Below are 19,052 nucleotides of genomic sequence, written 5' to 3'. Positions count from 1 at the left end.
CCCACCCCCAAGAGAAAAGAAGAACAATGCAGATCAAGAAGAGAGCAGCCGCCGTCGCCTTGCTCACCGCAGCCACGGTCGTTCTGACCGGCTGTGCGTCGGGCTCGAGCACGTCCGGCGGTGGCGACGCCGCCGCCTGCGAACCCTCCGAGGGCAAGGTCGACCTCACGTTCACCACCTGGATCCCCGGGATGGAAGACGTCGCCGCCGTCTGGAATGAGGAGAACCCCGACGTTCAGGTAAAGGTGCAGACCGGCCCGAACGGCAACGGCGGCACGTACCAGAACTTCTTCAACCAGCTCAAGGCCGGCAACGCGCCCGACCTCGGCCAGATCGAATACGACGCCCTCCCGAACTTCCGCGTGCAGGACGGCCTGATGGACCTCGCCGCCTGTGAGGGTGTTCTCGACGCCAAGGACGACTTCGTGGACTGGACCTGGGGACAGGTCAACTTCGGTGAAGAAGACGCAGCCTACGCGGTGCCGCAGGACGCCGGGCCCATGGCGATGTTCTACCGTGCCGACCTCTTCGCCGCCAACAACATCGCGATCCCGACCACCTGGGAAGAATTCGCGGTTGCCGCCGAAGCCGTGCGCGCCACCGGCGGCTACATCACCAACTTCTCGCAGAGTGACATCAACCAGTTCGCCGGATTCGTCTGGCAGGCCGGGGGAAGCTGGTTCGAGAACGACGGCGAGAACTGGACCATCGACCTGACCAGCCCCGAGTCGGTCAAGGTCGCCGACTACTGGCAGGACCTGATCGACCGCGACCTCGTCTCGACCAACCCGCCGTGGACCGACGAGTGGAACAACGCCTACAACACCGGATCCAACTGGACCTGGAACTCCGCAGCCTGGGGTGCGAACTCCATCGCCAGCGGCGCTCCGGACACCGCCGGCAACTGGTCCGTCGCCCTCTCCCCGCAGTGGGCTGCCGGCGAGAACGCCGCCGGCAACTGGGGTGGCTCGTCCACCGCAGTCTTCAAGGGCTCCGAGCACCCCTACGAGGCGGCCCAGTTCGCGCTGTGGCTGAACACCTCTGACGAGGCGCTCACGATGCTGAACAAGTCGGCCAACCTGTACCCGGCCGCCAAGAGCGGCCTCGAACTGCCGGCCCTCAAGGAAGGCGTCGAGTTCTACGGCGGCCAGGCCATCTACGACGTGTTCGCCGAGGCATCCGATCACGTCTCGCCCGACTTCATCTGGGGCCCGACCATGACGCAGGTCTACAACGACACCTCCGACGGCTTCAAGGGTGCGGTCACCGGTAGCGGAACTCTGACGGATGCTCTCACGAGCGCCCAGCAGAGCACCATCGACGCTCTCGAGGCTCAGTCGATCCCGGTCACCAAGTAGCATCAGCTCCACTGTGTCGATTCCCTACCTCCGTGCCGCGGGCACCAGCCTTGTGCTGGATGCCCGCGGCACGGGCGTACCCGTCATCGTGCACTGGGGTGCCGACCTGGGTGACCTGAACGGTGAACTGCTGGAAACGCTGGCCGACGCATCCGTGCCGGCCATCTCGCCGAGTTCGATCGACGTGCCCCTGCGGCTCTCTCTACTGCCCACCCTCGCGGCGGGCTGGAGCGGGCGTCCGGGCGTGAGCGGGTTCCGGCCCGGTGGGCGCGGCGGCGTGGCCCTCGATCTGCGCCTCACCGAGGTTCAGTCGGGCGGTGTGCGGGCGGGCGTGCCGTCTGCCTCCGGCCGCACGCTGCCCGGCACACAGGCCCTGACGATCTTTCTGACGGATGCCGCGGCCCGGGTGACCGTGCGCACCGACCTCGAACTCTCGGTCGAGGGTGTGCTGCGACTGCGCCACACCCTCACCAACACCGGTGACGACCCTGCCTCCGCACCCTTCGAGCTTGGCTCGCTCGACGTCATCCTGCCGGTGCCCGACCGCGCCGGGGAACTGCTTGACTTCACCGGGCTGTGGACCCACGAGCGTCGGCCGCAGCGCAGTACGCTCGGCCACGGCGTGTGGAGCCGGGAGTCCCGTCACGGCCGCCCCGGCCACGACGACTCCTATCTGATGGCGGCCGGAACGCCCGGGTTCGGCTTCCGCACCGGCGAGGTATGGGCCACCCACTTGGCCTGGAGCGGCGACAAACACGTCTGGGCCGAGAACAGCGCGCTGGGCTACTCGGCGCTCGGCAGCGGCGAGCTGCTGGCTCCCGGCGAGCTGAGAGTAGCCCCCGGTGCGAGCCATACCACCCCGTGGACGGTGGCTGTGTACTCGGCTGCCGGGCTGGACGGGCTCTCGGCGCGGCTGCATCCGTGGGTCCGTTCCTGGTCGACCATCACCGGGCACCGCCCGGTCGTGCTGAACACCTGGGAGGCCGTGTACTTTGACCACGACCTGCCGACCCTGGCCCGCCTGGCCGACGCGGCGGCCGTGGTCGGGGTGGAGCGCTTCGTGCTCGACGACGGCTGGTTCACCGGCCGCTCGGACGACCGGCGGGCCCTCGGAGACTGGTTCGTCGACCCGGTCACCTGGCCCGGCGGATTGCACCCGCTGATCGAGCATGTGCACGCGGCCGGCATGGACTTCGGTCTCTGGGTCGAACCCGAAATGGTCAGCGCCGACTCGGACGTCGCCCGCGCGCACCCGGAGTGGGTGCTCGGCGGGGTGGACGCGGCTGGTGTCGGTGGTTCTGGGGCCGGTACTGGTTCGGCATCCGTCGGTGTTTCGTCGCCGGCGCTGACCTGGCGGTTCCAGCGCGTGCTCGACCTCGGCAACCCGGATGCCTTCGGCTGGGTGTTCGCCCGCCTCACCGCCCTGCTCAACGAGTACCCCATCGCCTACCTGAAGTGGGACCACAATCGCGACCTGCTGGCCGGCTCCTCCCACCGGCAGACGGTGGCGCTGTACCGGCTCATCGATGCCGTGCGTGCCGAGCACCCGGGCGTCGAGATCGAGTCCTGCGCGTCGGGGGGAGCCCGGGTCGATCTCGGAATTCTCGAGCGCGTCGATCGGGTCTGGACCAGCGACACCAACGACCCGCTCGAGCGGCAGCAGATCCAGCGGTACTCGAGCGTGCTCCTACCACCGGAGTACCTCGGCGGGCATCTCGGCGCGGCCACCGCACACACCACCGGGCGCACCTCCGAGCTCAGTTTCCGGCTGGCGACCGCCCTGTTCGGCAGCGCCGGCATCGAGTGGGACCTGACCCGCGCGAACGAGGCCGAGCGGGTGCAGATCGCCACCTGGATCGCCCGCTACAAGCAACTGCGGCCGCTGCTGCACTCCGGTGTCGTCGTTCGGGCCGACCCCAGCGACCCGGCCATCGAGCTGCACGGCGTCGTCTCGCCCGACCAGAACTCGGCCCTGTTCGCCCAGGTGGCGCTCGCCGCCCCGCGCGCGGCGCTGCCGGAGCGGATGCGGTTCCCCGGTCTCGCGCCCGAGCGGCGCTACCGGGTGGCACCGCTTTCGCTCGGCGCGCCCCCGCGCACGATCCAGGATGCCCCGCCGGCTTGGCTGGCGGAGCCGGGCTCGTCCGGTGCCGCCGGTGCTTTTGGTACCGATGGTTCAGTGACGCTCACCGGGGCTGTGCTCGCTCTCGTCGGGCTGCCCGCGCCGCTGCTCGCCCCGGAGCAGGCCGCGCTCTTCACGGTCGACGCGGTCGACGGCCTCCGCTGAGTAGTCACCGACCAGGCATCCGTCACCCGGGCCGTCAGCGCACCGAGACTCGCCAATTCTGCCGAGAGTCGCCTCTAGAGTGGGTCAACTCGGCACAACCGGCGACTCTCGGCGCATATGGTGGGCGGTGCAGGTCGTGGCAGGTTTCGCCCGGTTGCGGTCGGGTTGCGGCACCGAAAAACCAGCCCCGGGCAGTACCCTCATCGAAGCACTCGCCTCGGGGAGACCGCCTCCGCGGGTCACCCTCGCACCGAAGGAACTGTCATGAAAATCGAGAACATCGAACTGCGGCGCGTGCACATTCCCCTCGTGCGGCCCTTCCGCACCTCGTTCGGCACGTCGTCCGAGCGGGCGGTCACGATCGTGCGGGTGACCACCGCGGATGCCGAGGGCTGGGCCGAGTGCGCCGCCGATACGAGTCCGCTCTACAGCTCGGAGTTCCTCGACGGCAGCGACCTCGTCATTCGCGACCACCTGATTCCGAGGCTGCAGGCGCTCGGCGACCGGCTCACCGCCGAACGCGTCGCCGGGGCCGTGGAGCCGGTGAAGGGGCACGCGATGTCCAAGGCCGCGCTGGAAACGGCCATCCTCGACGCGCAGCTGAAGGAGGCCGACATCTCGTTCGGCGGCTACCTCGGCGCCGTGCGCGACACGGTGCCGGCCGGTGTGTCGGTGGGCATCATGGACTCGATCGACGAGCTGCTCGAGGCCGTGGCCGGCTACCTGGAGGAGGGCTACCTTCGGATCAAGCTCAAGATCGAGCCCGGCTGGGACCTCGAGCCGGTGCGTGCCGTGCGCGAGCGCTTCGGCGAGGAGCTGCTGCTGCAGGTCGACGCGAACACCGCTTATACCCTCGCGGATGCCCGTCACCTCGCCGGGCTCGACCCCTTCGACCTGCTCCTGATGGAGCAGCCGCTGAAGGAGGACGACCTGCTCGGCCACGCCAACCTGGCGAAACGGATCAGAACCCCCATCTGCCTCGACGAGTCGATCGAACCGGCCCGGGATGCGGCCACGGCCATCACCCTCGGTGCCCGCAGCGTCATCAACGTCAAGCCGGCGCGGGTGGGCGGCTACCTGGAGGCCCGTCGCATCCACGATGTGGCGGCCGCGCACGGTGTGCCCGTCTGGTGCGGCGGAATGCTTGAAACCGGCATCGGCCGGGCGGCGAATGTGGCCCTGGCCGGGCTGCCGAACTTCGTGCTGCCGGGGGACACCTCGGCCTCCAGCCGATACTACGAACAGGACCTGACCGCGCCGTTCGTGCTCGAGAACGGGCACCTGCGCGTTCCCACGGGACCGGGCATCGGCGTGGAGGTGCTGCCCGATGTGCTGGCCGGCGTCACGGCATCCGTCACCGACATCGGATTCTCGACCTGACGGCCGACGGATGTCCCGCAGCGCCACCCGCAGCGCAGCGAGCCTGAGCGAGCAGCTAGCCTGAGGGAGAAAGCCTGCACCGCACCGGACCCCTGGAGGACACCAATGCTGTTGACCGCCGACCTGTACGACCAGCGCGGGGAAGACCTGCAATCCGTTTCGCTCCAGTTCCTGAACCTGGGTGGCTTCGCCCGGTTCAGCGGCCCGATCCGCACCGTGACCTGCTTCGAGGACAACGCCCTGCTCAAGTCGGTGCTGTCGACGCCCGCCGCCGGCGAGGTGCTCGTCATCGACGGCGGCGGCTCGCTGAACACGGCGCTGATGGGCGACATGATCGCCGACCTCGCGGTGCAGAACGGCTGGGCCGGCGTGGTGATCAACGGTGCGATCCGCGACCGAGTGGCCATCGGGGGGATGCCGCTGGGCGTGAAGGCCCTCGGCAGCAACCCGCGCAAGAGCTCGAAGGCCGGCGCTGGAGTCACGGATGCCGTCGCCCGGTTCGCCGGCGTGACGTTCACCCCCGGCCGCACGATCTACTGCGACGAAGACGGGATCCTCGTCGAGCGGTGACGCCCAGCGGACGCGACACAGCACGCGCCCGGGCAAGACGCGCGGCGCCACCCGAGGAACCTCACTCAGGTGGAGCCGCTGGTGCGGGGGCCGACGTCATTGTTGTTCGTTCTGCGTACGCCGTTTCGAACCTACCCCACAACGGTACTTCGTCACCGGTCGCCCTGTCACCATCTGCGAGCTAACGATTCGTACCGACCCGGCGGCGCAGCGCCGCCCGGGCCGGCAACCTCGGCTCAGCTCGGCTCAGCGCGGCGTCGGGCGGTTGGAGCTCACGACCTGGCTGCGCTCGGTGAGCTCGACGACGCGCTTCGTGCCGTCGTCGAGGGTGACCTCCACCTCGAAGGCGTGGTCGAGCGCTCTGCTGCGGCGGAAGTCCGTCACGGTGCCACTGCCGACCTCGGCCAAGGCCGCCTGTCCGGCAGTCGTGCGGTCGACGCTTGCGAGTTCCGCAGCGGTCAGCACGCGGGGTTCGGCCACGGATGCCGCGTCGCCGCTCCAGCTGGGTGCACTCACCCACACGACGGTGAAGGTCTCATCGAGCTGAACCGCGACCTCGACGCCGTTCGGAAGTCGGGTGTCGACCGTGTAGGACTCGGAGGACTCGGAAAGCGCGTGAGACTCGGCGGGGCCGCGCTGGGCATCCGTCACCGTGGCTGGCCCGACCTCGGTCAGGGCCGCGCGACTCGCACGCGCCAGCTCGGTGTCGGTCAGGGTGGTCTCGTCGTCGCCGAGACCCGTGGCGGCCGCGATTCCGGCGGCACCGGCACCCACGGCGACCGTGGCGGCCACCGCAGCCGCGATCCAGGTTGACTGTCGGATTCCGGGCACCCTGATTGCATTCACACCCCCAGTCTGGGGGACTGCGGGCGGCTTGGATGCCACCGTGCCCGCCGCCGCGCCCTCGACCGTGTCAATTTGCCTTAGTGGCTAAACTAAATGCATTCGATGAAAGGCGTGACTCATGTCCGGCTCCTCTCCCACCCCGGCTCACGATGACTCCACGGGCATCTGATGGGCCGCATCCTCGTCACCGGTGCCTCCGGAACCGTCGGACGGGCCGTGGCCGCGGCGCTCGCGTCCACCGGCGAGAGCGTCATCTCCGCGGTGCGGAACCCGGCCGGCTCCGAATTGGCCCTGAACCCGCCGGCCGGCACGCCCCGTGCCTTCGATTTCTCCGACCCGACCGGCTGGGCCGGCGCCTTCTCCGGAGTCGACCGGCTGTTCCTGCTGCGCCCGCCCGCGATCGCGAACGTGGCGGACACCCTGATCCCGGTGATCGACACGGCGCTGGCGCACGGCATCCGCCAGATCGTCTTTCTCTCCCTGCAGGGTGTTCAGTTCAACCCGGCCACTCCCCACCACGCCGTGGAGAAGCACCTCCGGCGTCGGCGGGCTCCGTACACGTTTTTGAGACCGAACTTCTTCATGCAGAATTTGTCGACCGTGTACCGTGACGGCATCCGGGAGCGCGGCGAGATCTATCTTCCGGCGGCCAGGGCGCGCACCGCATTCGTCGACGCCCGTGACATCGGGCGCGTCGCCGCGCGGGTGTTCACCGAGCCGGGGCACCTCGGCAGGGCCTACACGCTGTCGGGCGAGCAGTCGCTGGATTACTACCAGGTGGCGGACATCCTCTCGGAGGTGCTCGGGCGGCGCATCGTTTATGCGCGGCCGAGCGTCGACGACTACCTCGCCCGGTTGGCCGAGCAGGGTGCAGAGGCCGACTTCATCGCCGTGCAGAAGATGATCTACCGGGTGGTGCGCCTGGGGGTTTCCGCGTGCCCGAACCGGGTGATCCGGCGGCTCTCGGGCGATCCGGCAACCACCTTCCGGCAGTTCGCCACAGACCACCGCGACGTCTGGTCATAGGCCGCACCGGTACCCGCATCGGCACCGGCATCGCGGGCGAACCCGGTGCGCCAGTCGCCACGCCGTCGACACCCCCCTTCGGGGACTGCGTACTCCCCCTCCCCAGTCGCTAGATTCGAGTCAGCAAAGGGGATTGCGATGACGCTGGACAGTGCCACGATGCAGGAGAGCCTCGCGGCGCTGTCAGTCACCGAGCAGCTGCTGCGGGTTCAGGGGAGCGTGCCCCGACGGTCGCGGTTCGCGGGGTTCTTCGGTCTATCCCCGCACGGCGCTGACAGCATGTCCTGGTATCTCGGGGCCAAAGGAGAGATCGTGGTGGGCTCCATCCTGGCGACGCTGCCACCCGAGTGGACGGCGTTGCGCGCCGTGCCCGTCGGCTCCTCGACCACCGAGATCGACCACCTCGTGGTCGGACCCGGCGGAATCTTCACGATCACCACGAAGCACCACCCGAGCAATGACATCCGTGTCGCTCGGGACACGCTGCGGGTCGACGGCGAGTCCGTGCCGTATTTGCACAACGCGGCATCCGAGGCCGAGCGCGTCACGAGCCTGGTGCGAGAACGGATGCCGCTGGTCGCGCCCGTGCAGCCGGTGATCGTGTTCGTAGACCCTCGGCTGCTCACCATCGAGCAGAAGCCCGAGCAGGTCAAAGTGCTCGACGCGGACGAACTGCGCCGGTGGCTGGTCAGGCTCCACCCCGTGCTGTCGGCCGGTGAGGTGCAGGAGGTGGCGGACCTTCTCGACAGCCCGCACGTGTGGCACGTGCTGCCGGACACCACCCCCGATGATGCGCGCGAGCGGTTCACGGCGCTCGATACGCGGGTGCGATCGGCCGGCATCCGACGGATGCTGTGGGTCCTGTTCGCCGCGGCGGGCGCCATCGCGGCCGGTTACGTCGTGTTCCGGCTCATCGAAGCCGCGCTCGCGACGGCCTGAGCCGGAACGACGCTCCCGAAGCGGGGGCCTACTCGGGCAGGCGGCGGCGGAACTCGTCCGTCAGCGCGTCGAGCGCGGTGCAGATGGCCACCAGAGACTCCTCCACCCCGCGGGGTGCCGCGGCATCCTCTTTGATCGTGTTGATGTGGGTTTCGAGCAGCCCGAGCTGGGTTTGCACGACCTTCATGTTGTTTACCATCCGACCATCGTAGGTGGCCGGTTCGGGCCCGTCCCCAGTGGGAGTGCCACCCGTTGGGGTGAGCCGTTACAATCGACGGTGGGGGACCGGAAAAGATGACGTTGGAAAGTACCAGAATGCGCCAGCGCTTCGCGGCCCAGTTCATGATCGAAAAGCTGCTGCGCGAGCAGAGCGGCACTCCTCCACGAACCCTGTGGGCCCGGTTTCTGGGGCGTTCCCCGCTCGGCGTGAACTGTGAGGGCTGGTACCTGGGCGCCCAGGGCGAGATCGTGGTCGGCGAAAAGTTGGCGACGCTGTCGCCGGAGTGGGCGGTCTTCCACGCGCTGCCGATCGGCGGACACGGCTGGGACATCGACCACGTGCTGGTGGGCCCCGGCGGCGTCATCACCATCAATACCAAACAGCACCGCCGCCAGCGCGTGCTCGTGGAGGAACGCAGCGTTCTGGTGGACAGCCGGCCGGTGCCCTACCTGCGTCACGCGAAATTCGAGGCGGAACGGGTCACGACGCTGCTGGAAGACCGCCGTCCGCTCCCGACTCCCGTGATTCCCCTGGTCGTCCTCGTCGGTGCGCGCAGCATCGACGTGCGGTCATCGCCGGTGCCGGTGACGGTTCTCGATGCCGCCGAGCTCGTTCCGTGGCTGACGTCCCTGCCGATCGTGCTGGGCCCGGCGGATCGTCTGCGCGTCATTGAACTGCTCGACGACCCCGACATGTGGATCGATGTGCCGCTGGGTTCCGGCAAGGGCCTGATCGAAAGCTTCTCTCGGCTCGACTCCGAGGTGCGCGCCGCGGCTCTGCAGCGCACGGTGCTGTTGCCGCTCGAGCTGGCGGTGGCAGCGGTGGCCGCCTTCATCGTGCTGAACTCGGCGACGACGTTGGTCGTGGGGATACTCGCGTCCCCGTGATCCCCCGCGACAACCCCCGCGACAGACCCCGTGAGACCATCGGAAAACACATGATATCGGGCTCCCTACACCCTGAACCTCAACGCTCGGGATCATTCTCACAGGCGACAGGCGTACCCTCGTCACACAGCCTCTCACGAAGGCTGGAAGGGGAGTCAGTGGTGTATATCCGCGTGCAGACCAGCGTCGCGGTGCAACAACTCGCTAACGGTCTGCACGATGCGGGCCGTGATCGTCCCTGGGTTGTGGTGTCGTCGCCGTTCGGCACCACCCTGCCCGAAATCGGAATCGACCAACTCGCCGGTCAGATCGGCGACGTCGCGCGCGTCTTCCTGATCGAGACGGGCGAGCTCACCCGCCAGCTCGGCGATCTGCTCCCGGCCCAGTTCCAGGTTTACGGCAGCGCCGGGCGTTCCTTCCCCGTCGGCGACGCGTTCGCCGACCTGGCCCGTTCCCGGCTTCGGTTCACGCACGGCGACCCGCAACACGCCACCGATCAGTTGGTGACGGATGCCCTCGCCCACGCGCATCAGGCCGGCCTCTTCGCGCTCGCCCCGGCATCCGTCATCACCGTGGACGGCACCGTCAAGGGGTTCATGCTGGGCGGTTCCCGGGCCTTGGTCGAACTCGACGGCGGCGGCATGGCCACCGTCTGGCAGGAGCTGACCTACCCGCCGGTACCCCTCGACTGGACTTTGCAGACCGGTCAGCGCATCCAGGGCGCGCTCGACGCACCCACCCATCGTCTCAATGTCGAGATCAAGCCGCCCTCCGTGACCACGATCGCGAAGCGATACCCGCACGGCAGCATCACGCTCGCTCTGGTGCAGAAGGTCAGTGCGCAGCGGGCGGTTCTGGCCCTGCACCCGCACCTGGCGCTCACGATCACCCGGGCCGATATCTCGGCCAACCCGCTTGACAAGGTCGATGCCCTGCTCTCCGAGGGTGACGTCGTGGCGGCCCGGGTCATCCACCTGCCGAGCGGTGCCCTGCACCTGTGCCTGAGCGACGTCGACGACGACGAAACCGTTCTGCCGTCGCTGTGTGCCGTGCGGAATGGACCTCCCTGGCTGCAGGAAAATCGTCCGCTGCTGCCTCAGGTCGAGGAAGACGCAGGCGCCGCCGCAGTGGTCGAACTCGACAGCCAGCCCGCGCTCGTGGGTGCCTCCGCATCGGCCCGCCGCGCCGCGGAGGTCGCCCGTATCGGCATTTCCGGCGGTTCCGGCGTTTCCGGTGCTGCCGGGGTCTTCGATGCGGCCGGCGTCTCCGGGGTCACGGTCCTGATCACAGCAGGCCCGACATCGGACCGCCTTCACCCGCGCCCGTCGCCGGGGCCGGGCCGCGTGCACGCCCTGCGTCCGGTTACGACGGGGGCCACCACGTTCCGGGTCACGCCCACGCCCATTCCCGCGCCACACTCCGCGCTGCAATCGACCCAGCTGTCCCTCGCCGAGGCGAAGTCTCGCATCATGCGGCTCGAGAACCAGCTTTCCGAGGCCGGCGCCACCGATTCCGACCTCGCCAAACTGCGCGAGCAGGCCCGCTCCGCACAGTTGCAACTGCGCGATGCCCTCGTCGAACTCGCCACCCTGCGCCACACGGTCGCGGAGCTGCGCGACGACCAGCGGGCCCAACGACGGATGCTGCGCGAATCCCGCCGCACCGTCCCCACCCACTCCACGGTCAGCGAATACGAGTCGCGGCGAGCCGCCTGGGAGGAACCCTCCGGCTGGGTGCGGCATGAGATCCTCCTCGCCTGGGTCGACCGGGTTCCGGAGTCGGACCGCGAGGAATGGAAGCTGCCGCACAGTTACGTGCTGGGGGAGCGGTTCACCGAATCTCTCGCCGGGCTCGACGACGGCCAGCTGGCCAAGGCGTTCAAGGCATCCGTCGACGTGCTCACCGGCCGGGTGAAGACCCTCAAGGGGCGGCACCTGCACGCGCTGCGCCAGGGCGCAGGGCCGGCCGACCCGCACCTGCTGCGCTGGGACGGCGCCCGCTGCATGCGAGTCTCGATCGAGCAGAACACCCCCGCCGCGCGCCGAATGCACTTCTGGCAGCTCCCGGATGGCGGCATCGAACTGGGCCGCATCGTCACCCACGACGACATGGAAGCCTAGGCCTCGACCTGGACGGACTGCATCAAGCCCCTCGTCCGGACCGATTCCTACCCGCTGGTGCACGGGGGGCACTGCGTCACCGGCACTCTGCCGACAGTGTTGGATGACGGCACGGAGGCCGACGCGGGTCAACCCGCAGCAGGGGTCAACCCGCAGCAGGAGTCGACCGCAGCGTGGTTCGACCGCAGCAGGGAGCCCCGAGCCGGCCTAACCCAGCGCCGCCAGCGCCGACCCGTATTTCGCCGCGAGCCTCTTCTGGGCGCTCGCGTCCAACTGTTCCACCCGCCAGGGCTCCAGGTTGTCGGCGATGTCGGCGCGCTTCACGGCGAGAGCGATCGGGTTGGCGCGAATGCCGGCGTAGTAGTCGGCGTCGCTGACGGCATCCGTTCTGGTGAGCACCGTGACGGCCTCGACCACACCGCCCGGGATGCCCGCTTTGAGCAGGTCGTGGCGGGTGATGTTCGAGTCTTCGAGCACATCGTGCAGCCAGGCGGTGGCCTGCTCGAGGGGATCGTTGAGGCGCTCGGAAACGCGACGGGGATGGTCGATGTAGGCGGCGCCGAGCTTGTCGACCTGGCCCAGATGTGCGGTTGTGGCGATTGTTTTTGCCGCGGCGACGTAGGCATCGGCTGTGGTGACCGTCATGGAGACCCCCCTCTTAGCATTACGACAGAGCAGTGTGAGCGGCTCCGCCCACGACTGCAACGTTAGCCCGGGCCTTCGCCCGTTGCTAGGAGTTCGGCGCCGGGAAAGCGCGCCTCGGCATCCGTCACCCCGAGTCTGTGCCGGACGCACCCCTCGATTTGGGGGGCCCTCGAGCGACGAAAGTTTTAGCCTCGCCGGTTGCGCGCCGAACCTGGCTGATAGGTTTCTCTCAGGTGACCGACTGGTCGCTGGAGAGACGGTCACCTTCACGTCAATCGCAAGGGCACACCCGTCGTGAGGCGGGGTCGCAAAGGCACGGAACCCTCGGGTCAGCCGGCCTACCGAATGAAAAGGAACCGCCCCAGATGAACCTCACCTCCCTCGAGGCCGACACCAGATGCGGCCGTTCAGCCTCGTCTCTGTCGTCTCGTGGCGCGGTGGACACACCTCCGTTTTGTCGTCCCCTTGGGTAGGCGCACGACTGCAACGGTGGAAGCCGGGCGAGATTAGGGATCTCGTCCTGATCTGGCAGTGCGATCGGGAATCGATTCGGGTTCGGTTCCCGATCGCATGCTTGTTTCACACCCCGGCACTGCCCGCGCTGAGAAGCCCGGCTCGCCGATCCGAGAACGACTGACTCACCCGGGAACACCACTCTCAATGACTGCACCGACGCAGGCACTGAACCGCACATATGCAGAATCAAGGACCGGTAACAGAACCCGCCGCCGAGGACCTCCGTGCACGCCGGGCCCCTCCCGGTCAACCGGGCCTCTTCGCCGCTCCGATCGCCGAGGCTGGAAGGTTGTGGCGGCCCCGCCGCTGACCCGGCGGGTCACCGCGCCCAGGCTCGTGCTCGGACTGTTCAACCTGCGCTGCTGCGCGGGTGCTGCGCCACTGCGCCCGTGGCGCGCCTCCAGCGCAGCGGCGTAAACCCCGCGCGGGGTTCCGCCGCCGCCCGTGAGCCGCCCATCGGCATCCGTCGTGAGCGAAGCCGGTGCGTTCGTGGCTAACTCAGGAGATGCGGGCGGATGTTGCCCGGCAGCCCCGGAAACGCGGGAAAGTTTCGGCCGCGGTGGCGGTTTCTCCTGAGTTGGCCACACTCGCACGGGCGGCTGTGGACTGGTGTCCGAGAACCGGGCGACGACGGATGCCGCCGAATTGGTTCCCGAATACGGCCGACCGGTGGTTACAGGGCCGGCTTCGTCACAGAGTTGCTCTGCAACGTGACGGCGGTCTGGGCCAGCAACCGGCCGGTGATCGACGCGCCGGTCTTCATCGCGATCATGGTCTTGCTCAGGATCGTGCCCTCGAAGTGCGCGGTGGTGCCGACCGAGACTGCACCGGCGGTCTGCCAGTACACGTTCTTGGCCTGCACTCCGCCGAGCAGGGTCACGTTCTTGGCCGAGGCCTGGTCGATGTTGCCGGCGATCTGGAACACGAAGACGTCGTCCGGGCCGCCGGTGAGGCGCACATCACTGGAGACGGTCACGTCGGTGTTCCACTTGTAGAGGCCGGGCTTGAGCGTGAGACCGCCGATTTCGCCGGCACCCAGGTCGATGAAGTCAGGGTTCGTGCGCCCCGCCGCGTCGGAATAGGCGATTTCCATGTCACCGACGGATGTCCTCAGGAAGCTCGGGTCCGTCACCGCGCACGGCGGACCGGCGGCGTCGACAGTGAAAATGGTGCCGGTCATGACCTCAGGGCAGGTCAGCAGCACCGCGGCGCCGGTGATCGGGCTGGCCCCGACGTTGCCGTTGACTGCGGACGCGTAGACGTTCGTCACGCCGGTCTTCGACAGGATCGCGAAGGAGTCCGCCGTGCCGAGCTCGACCGGACTCTGGGGGAGTGAGCCGGCGNGAGTGAGCCGGCGACGGCCGCTCCGCCCAGTCCGGCGCTGCCGACGCCGACCACGGCGACGACGACAAGCAGTGCCAGAACCCGCTTCCGGGCCGTGGATGCGCGGGCTAGGGACGTGCCGACGGATGATTCGTAGAAGTGGAACATGGTGGTCCTTCCTTTCGCCAGTCCCGCACGATGCGGGTCTGGGGCAGGGCCACTGTGGGAGCGGTCCCCGACGCTACACGTCGGGTTTCTTCGCGCCGGCAGGGCCTATCAGGGCCGACTTCACCCCGAATAAAGCCCCCGGTCCCACGGCAAACAGGCGTCCTCCACGCACACCATCGCACGCCCCACGGGACCGCTTCCAACGAATCGAATCTGTCTGAATCCCAGACTAGGGGTAGTTTTCACGCACTCCGCCAACAGGGGTTCCGGCCTCCTGAACTTCACCCAATCGTTGCCTACACGCCACCACCTCCGGCTTCGGTGCGCTCCTCGAAGGTGAAGCCGCGCTTCTCCTTCTTGCGCACATCCGTCACGTAGCGACCGAGGTTCGCGCTCATCGCGGCGACCTCGCCCGAAGCGGCAGCGAAGGTCATGGAGCTGGCGGAGTCGAAGCCGAGTGCGGCCCCGGTGAGCACGGCGTCCTGGTTGGCGCCGAGGAACACGAAGTCCCAGCTGTACGATTCGGTCTGCCGGTTGATCAGCGCGCGCACGGCATCCGCGGAGTATTCGCTGCTCGAGTTCTCGCCGCCGTCGGTCACGACCACGACCTGCACGGTGCCGGGACGCGCGTGCTCGGGCAGCACCCGCAGCGTCTCGCCGAACTCCGTGACGGCGATGCCGATCGCATCGTGCAGCGCCGTCATGCCGCGCGGGTCGAGCTCGACGGTGATATCGCTCGGGTCGGCGAGGGTGTGGGTGTGCTCGATTTCGTCGTCGAAGGTCACGATATCCACGGTGAGCAGGCCCGGCTCGGCGGCCTGTGCGGCGAGCATCGCGGTCAGGCCGCCGACCATGTCGTCACGGATGCCGGACATCGAGCCGCTCCGGTCGATCACGAGAAGCAGAGCGGTGTAGTTGGGATCAGTCATCTGTACCTCCTGGTTGAGGCTCCCTCGTGGGGAGTACTTCAGAGTCTCAGGAGCCACTAACAGTGCCCGCGGTGGTGCGGTGGTGCGGCGGTGGTGCCGGCGGCGGTGCGGTGCGGCGGTGGTGTGGTGCGGCTCTGGCCATCCGCTGCCGAGTTCGACACCTTCGGTCGAGTGCGACAGGTCTGCGGGCCGAACTCGACCGGAACTGTCGTTCTCCGCGAGCCCGCAGGCCTGCGCAACCTGGCAAGCACGGATGCTCGACGTCGAACCAATTCGACGGAGATTCTGGCGAAAAAGCGGCTTTCCGGTGTGTTTGGGATGGATTTTGGCACAATCTCCGTCGAATTCGTTCGGGGCGCGGTTCAACGAGCCGGAGACACTTTCGGGGGGAGTAGGTTGCCACCACGTGGCACAATCCGCGTGACACGCGGCCACGCGGCCACGCGGCCACGCGGCCACGCGGCCGCAGGGCCGTAGGGCCGTAGATCACCGGGTCGCAGAACTCACTGAGGGGTGGAAGAACAATGCTCGAGAGCAGTGTGGTGTGGTTCAACGAGATCGGGCTGGGTGACATTCCGCAGGTCGGCGGCAAGAACGCGTCGCTGGGCGAGATGGTGCGTGCCCTCAGCGATGATGGCGTGAAGGTGCCCGACGGATTCGCGACGACCGCGAACGCCTATCGCGCGTTCATCGCGGCGAACGGGATCGAGCCGGCACTGCGGCGCCAGCTCGACCTGTTCCATGACGGCCGCGCCTCGCTGCGCGTCACGGGCGAGGCCCTGCGCGAACTGTTCCTGGGGGGTGAGTTTCCCGCGGACATTGCCGACGGCATCCGTGCCTCGTATCGGGAACTGTCGGAGAAGGCCGGGCACCCGAACCTGCCCGTGGCCGTGCGCAGCAGCGCCACCGCCGAAGACCTGCCCGACGCCAGCTTCGCCGGCCAGCAGGAGACGTTCCTCAACGTGACGGGCGAGCGCGATCTGCTCGACGCCTGCCGCCGCTGCTACGCCTCGCTCTTCACCGACCGGGCGATCAGTTACCGCGAGGTCAAGAAATTCGACCACCTCGAGGTGGCGCTCTCGATCGGCGTGCAACGGATGATCCAAGCCGACGTCGGCGGCTCCGGGGTGATGTTCTCCATCGACACCGACACCGGCTTTCCGGGCGTGGCCGTGATCAGCGCCGCCTGGGGGCTCGGCGAAACGGTGGTGCAGGGCACGGTCAATCCCGACAAATACCTGGTGTTCAAGGCGCTGCTCGACCAGCCCGACTGCACGCCCATCATTGAGAAAACTCTCGGCGAGAAGGCCCGCAAGATGGTCTACGCCAAGGGCGGCAGCGCCCGCACCCGCACCATCGACACCCCCGATCGCGAGCGACAGGCGTTCGTGCTGACCGACGCGGAGATCGTGAAGCTGGGCCGTTGGGCCGTGATCGTGGAGAACCACTACGGCCGGCCGATGGACATGGAATGGGCCAAAGACGGCCTGACCCGCGAACTGTTTCTGGTGCAGGCGCGCCCGGAGACCGTGCACTCGCAGGCGAGTGGCACCCGGTTCACGGTGAGCACCCGGACCGAGACGGGGCCGCTGCTGGTGACCGGGGTCGCGATCGGCGACAGCATCGCGAGCGGCGTGGCCTGCGTGATCAAGGACCCCGCCGACATCGAGAAGTTCGTCGACGGCGCCATCCTGGTCACCGAGATGACCGATCCGGACTGGGTGCCGATCATGACCCGCGCGGCCGGCATCGTCACCGACCACGGCGGTCCCACCAGCCACGCCGCGATCGTCAGCCGCGAGCTGGGCGTGCCGGCCGTCGTCGGCACCGGGATCGCAACCGACACGCTCACGGATGGCCAGATGATCACGATCTCCTGCGCCGAGGGCGACGAGGGCTACGTTTTCGAGGGCAAGCTGGCTTTCGAAACCGAGGAGATCGATCTTGGCACCGTACCGAAGACCCGCACCAAGGTCATGGTCAATATCGCCAGCCCGGCCGCCGCCTTCGAGTGGTGGCGGTTGCCGGCCGACGGCGTGGGGCTGGCCCGGATGGAATTCATCATCAACAACCTGATCAAGATCCACCCGATGGCGCTCGTGCACCCGGAGCGGGTCACCGACCGGGCCGCCATCCGTCAGATCGAGGAGCTCACCCGGGGATATATGGACCCGAAGGAATACTTCGTGCAAACGCTCGCACTCGGTATCGCGAAGCTGACCGCGCCGTATCATCCTGACCCCGTGATCGTGCGGATGAGCGACTTCAAGACCAACGAATATGCGCACCTGATCGGCGGGTCGGTCTTCGAGCACTCGGAGGAGAACCCGATGCTCGGCTTCCGTGGCGCCTCCCGCTACTACGACGAGCGCTACCGGGAGGGCTTCGCCCTCGAGTGCCGGGCGATCAAGCAGGTGCGGGAGAAGATCGGCTTCGACAACGTGATCGTGATGGTGCCGTTCTGCCGCACCGTGACCGAGGCCGACCGTGTGCTCGCGGTGATGGCGGAGAACGGGCTGGTGCGCGGCGAGTCCGGGCTACAGATCTACATGATGTGTGAGATTCCGGCCAATGTGATCCTGGCGGAGCGTTTCGCCACCCGGTTCGACGGCTTCTCGATCGGCTCCAACGACCTTACCCAGCTGGTGCTGGGCGTCGACCGCGACGCCGAGGACCTCGCCGCCCTCTTCGACGAACGCGATGACGCCGTGAAACAGATGATCCGCGAGGCCATTCAAAAGGCCCACGCCGCCGGGATCAAGATCGGCATTTGCGGGCAGGCGCCGAGCAACTACCCCGACTTCGCGGCCTTTCTGGTGGAGGAGGGCATCGACTCCATCTCGCTCAACCCGGACAGCTTCCTCAAAACGGTGGGCCGAATCGCGCAGGCGGAGCGGGACCACGACACGGCGTAGGAGGGACACGCCGGACAAGGGACACGCCGTCGGAGGGGCGCGGCGGCGGAGGGCGCTTTGTCGCGGGGGAGAGGCGGCAGCAGAAGACGGATGCCGGTGTGCGGCATCCGTCTTCGTGTGACGTGTTCGGTGTGGTTAGCGCTCGGCCTCGTCGAAGTCGTCGAGCACGGCCTGCTCGTATGCGGCCTCGGCGGCTTCCGCCTTCTCACGGGCGTCGGCGACGCGCACGCTGATCTCGTGCTCGGATGTGCGCAATCGTTCGGCCGCCCACGGGCTGGCCGTGTCGAGCAGGTCCTCGAGGGTGTCGGGGTCGAGGTGCACGGCAGTCAGCGCGTCGACTTCGGACCGGGCGACGGCGGCCTTGCTCCGGAGGATGCGCAGCCTCGATTCCTGCGCGAACTTCCGCGAGAGGCGGTCGGTGGCCTCCGCGGGGGTCCGTTCGACGGGAACCATGCTCTGCTCGGACCCGTTCTGCTTGGTGTTGTACCGCTCGGCCCCGTCGCCGCTTTCCGTATAGCTCATCGTGTCTCCCTTTTTCCGCTGGCAGCCTAGCGCGGCAGGTGTCTGCGGCAAATGGAACCGGCGGGCGGGGCCTGCGGGGTGCGTGTTGGCGTCGGCGGGGCCACTCCCTCGTGACACTCGACCGCTCGTGTCGGTTTCGGCGGTGTAGGCCCGCTGCTGCGCTGAGAGTCGCCGTTGCTGCCCAGCGTCGCCGGTAGAGCGGCGTCATTGGGCAGAAACGGCGACACTGGGCGGTTCGCGGACGAGACGGCCCGCCGAGTGATCGGAACGCGGCCCGAGGAGACGGCCCGCCGATTGATCGGAACGCGGCCCGAGGAGACGGCCCGAGGAGACGGCCTGAGCAGACCGCCGGGCCGCCCGCCCGCGCCGCCCGCCCGCCCGCCCGCACCGCCCGCCCAGCGGCT

The 19,052-nt window shown here is 68.2% G+C and carries 15 protein-coding genes and 1 riboswitch; of the genes, 9 read left to right on the top strand and 6 right to left on the bottom strand.

What is annotated here, in order from left to right; all coding sequences use genetic code 11:
• Positions 1 to 26: 26 nt before the first annotated feature.
• The 4 genes from E3T40_RS01420 (at position 27) to rraA (ending at position 5,592) form a co-directional block, all read left to right on the top strand.
• Complete coding sequence (locus E3T40_RS01420; RefSeq protein WP_104099344.1) at positions 27 to 1,358, top strand: extracellular solute-binding protein; 1,332 nt, start codon at positions 27 to 29, stop codon at positions 1,356 to 1,358.
• A gap of 13 nt (positions 1,359 to 1,371) precedes the next feature.
• The gene (locus tag E3T40_RS01415; protein ID WP_134542473.1) at positions 1,372 to 3,642 is read left to right on the top strand and encodes an alpha-galactosidase; all 2,271 of its coding nucleotides are present in this window, start codon (positions 1,372 to 1,374) and stop codon (positions 3,640 to 3,642) included.
• Positions 3,643 to 3,906: 264 nt separating this feature from the next.
• Positions 3,907 to 5,022 (top strand): o-succinylbenzoate synthase, encoded by a 1,116-nt coding sequence (gene menC / locus E3T40_RS01410; protein ID WP_134542472.1) that lies wholly within the window; start codon positions 3,907 to 3,909, stop codon positions 5,020 to 5,022.
• A gap of 105 nt (positions 5,023 to 5,127) precedes the next feature.
• Positions 5,128 to 5,592, top strand: a complete 465-nt coding sequence (gene rraA, locus E3T40_RS01405; protein WP_104171505.1) for a ribonuclease E activity regulator RraA — start codon at positions 5,128 to 5,130, stop codon at positions 5,590 to 5,592.
• A gap of 246 nt (positions 5,593 to 5,838) precedes the next feature.
• Here rraA and E3T40_RS01400 read toward each other — a convergent pair whose 3' ends face one another.
• On the bottom strand, positions 5,839 to 6,438 hold the full coding sequence (locus tag E3T40_RS01400; protein WP_134542471.1) for a hypothetical protein: 600 nt from the start codon (positions 6,436 to 6,438) through the stop codon (positions 5,839 to 5,841).
• 168 nt (positions 6,439 to 6,606) lie between these two features.
• On the opposite strand from E3T40_RS01400, the gene E3T40_RS01395 reads away from it, so the two are divergent.
• Together E3T40_RS01395 and E3T40_RS01390 are read left to right on the top strand one after the other, a co-directional pair.
• Positions 6,607 to 7,464 carry an SDR family oxidoreductase gene (locus E3T40_RS01395; RefSeq protein ID WP_134542470.1) on the top strand — a complete coding sequence of 286 codons (858 nt, stop codon included), beginning with the start codon at positions 6,607 to 6,609 and terminating at the stop codon, positions 7,462 to 7,464.
• Between the two features lie 138 nt (positions 7,465 to 7,602).
• On the top strand, positions 7,603 to 8,403 hold the full coding sequence (locus E3T40_RS01390; protein WP_134542469.1) for a nuclease-related domain-containing protein: 801 nt from the start codon (positions 7,603 to 7,605) through the stop codon (positions 8,401 to 8,403).
• A gap of 28 nt (positions 8,404 to 8,431) precedes the next feature.
• Here E3T40_RS01390 and E3T40_RS16165 read toward each other — a convergent pair whose 3' ends face one another.
• The gene (locus E3T40_RS16165) at positions 8,432 to 8,602 is read right to left on the bottom strand and encodes a hypothetical protein (protein ID WP_158251979.1); all 171 of its coding nucleotides are present in this window, start codon (positions 8,600 to 8,602) and stop codon (positions 8,432 to 8,434) included.
• Between the two features lie 116 nt (positions 8,603 to 8,718).
• Between E3T40_RS16165 and E3T40_RS01385 the strand changes: the two genes are divergently transcribed.
• Positions 8,719 to 9,510, top strand: coding sequence for a nuclease-related domain-containing protein (locus E3T40_RS01385; protein ID WP_166786536.1), 792 nt, complete (start codon positions 8,719 to 8,721; stop codon positions 9,508 to 9,510).
• A gap of 158 nt (positions 9,511 to 9,668) precedes the next feature.
• Entirely contained in the window at positions 9,669 to 11,630 is a 1,962-nt protein-coding gene (locus E3T40_RS01380) for a hypothetical protein (protein ID WP_134542467.1), read from the top strand.
• Positions 11,631 to 11,837: 207 nt separating this feature from the next.
• On the opposite strand, the gene E3T40_RS01375 is transcribed toward E3T40_RS01380, so the two are convergent.
• From E3T40_RS01375 to E3T40_RS16160, 3 genes are all read right to left on the bottom strand, one after another.
• Complete coding sequence (locus tag E3T40_RS01375; RefSeq protein ID WP_104171498.1) at positions 11,838 to 12,275, bottom strand: phosphohydrolase; 438 nt, start codon at positions 12,273 to 12,275, stop codon at positions 11,838 to 11,840.
• A gap of 272 nt (positions 12,276 to 12,547) precedes the next feature.
• A riboswitch (cyclic di-GMP riboswitch) is annotated at positions 12,548 to 12,621 on the top strand.
• A gap of 843 nt (positions 12,622 to 13,464) precedes the next feature.
• Positions 13,465 to 14,076, bottom strand: a complete 612-nt coding sequence (locus tag E3T40_RS01370; RefSeq protein ID WP_255453787.1) for an ice-binding family protein — start codon at positions 14,074 to 14,076, stop codon at positions 13,465 to 13,467.
• A gap of 502 nt (positions 14,077 to 14,578) precedes the next feature.
• The gene (locus tag E3T40_RS16160) at positions 14,579 to 15,211 is read right to left on the bottom strand and encodes a vWA domain-containing protein (protein WP_241981630.1); all 633 of its coding nucleotides are present in this window, start codon (positions 15,209 to 15,211) and stop codon (positions 14,579 to 14,581) included.
• A gap of 524 nt (positions 15,212 to 15,735) precedes the next feature.
• Between E3T40_RS16160 and ppsA the strand changes: the two genes are divergently transcribed.
• The gene (gene ppsA, locus E3T40_RS01360; RefSeq protein WP_134542464.1) at positions 15,736 to 18,126 is read left to right on the top strand and encodes a phosphoenolpyruvate synthase; all 2,391 of its coding nucleotides are present in this window, start codon (positions 15,736 to 15,738) and stop codon (positions 18,124 to 18,126) included.
• A 135-nt stretch (positions 18,127 to 18,261) separates the two neighbouring features.
• Here the strand turns inward: ppsA and E3T40_RS01355 are convergent, their stop codons facing one another.
• Positions 18,262 to 18,648, bottom strand: coding sequence for a hypothetical protein (locus tag E3T40_RS01355; protein WP_134542463.1), 387 nt, complete (start codon positions 18,646 to 18,648; stop codon positions 18,262 to 18,264).
• Between the last annotated feature and the right edge of the window lie 404 nt (positions 18,649 to 19,052).

It is taken from the genome of Cryobacterium sp. TMT1-19 (assembly GCF_004403055.1).
Classification (GTDB): Bacteria; Actinomycetota; Actinomycetes; order Actinomycetales; family Microbacteriaceae; genus Cryobacterium; species Cryobacterium sandaracinum.
Note: the sequence above shows the minus strand (reverse complement) of the source record. Positions and strands in the feature narration are given on the sequence as shown.

Coding starts and splice junctions, on each gene's coding strand:
- E3T40_RS01420 (WP_104099344.1), top strand. CDS start 27: ATGCAGATCAAGAAGAGAGCAGCCGCCGTCGCCTTGCTCACCGCAGCC.
- menC (WP_134542472.1), top strand. CDS start 3,907: ATGAAAATCGAGAACATCGAACTGCGGCGCGTGCACATTCCCCTCGTG.
- rraA (WP_104171505.1), top strand. CDS start 5,128: ATGCTGTTGACCGCCGACCTGTACGACCAGCGCGGGGAAGACCTGCAA.
- E3T40_RS01395 (WP_134542470.1), top strand. CDS start 6,607: ATGGGCCGCATCCTCGTCACCGGTGCCTCCGGAACCGTCGGACGGGCC.
- E3T40_RS01390 (WP_134542469.1), top strand. CDS start 7,603: ATGACGCTGGACAGTGCCACGATGCAGGAGAGCCTCGCGGCGCTGTCA.
- E3T40_RS16165 (WP_158251979.1), bottom strand. CDS start 8,602: ATGGTAAACAACATGAAGGTCGTGCAAACCCAGCTCGGGCTGCTCGAA.
- E3T40_RS01385 (WP_166786536.1), top strand. CDS start 8,719: ATGCGCCAGCGCTTCGCGGCCCAGTTCATGATCGAAAAGCTGCTGCGC.
- E3T40_RS01375 (WP_104171498.1), bottom strand. CDS start 12,275: ATGACGGTCACCACAGCCGATGCCTACGTCGCCGCGGCAAAAACAATC.
- E3T40_RS16160 (WP_241981630.1), bottom strand. CDS start 15,211: ATGACTGATCCCAACTACACCGCTCTGCTTCTCGTGATCGACCGGAGC.
- ppsA (WP_134542464.1), top strand. CDS start 15,736: ATGCTCGAGAGCAGTGTGGTGTGGTTCAACGAGATCGGGCTGGGTGAC.
- E3T40_RS01355 (WP_134542463.1), bottom strand. CDS start 18,648: ATGAGCTATACGGAAAGCGGCGACGGGGCCGAGCGGTACAACACCAAG.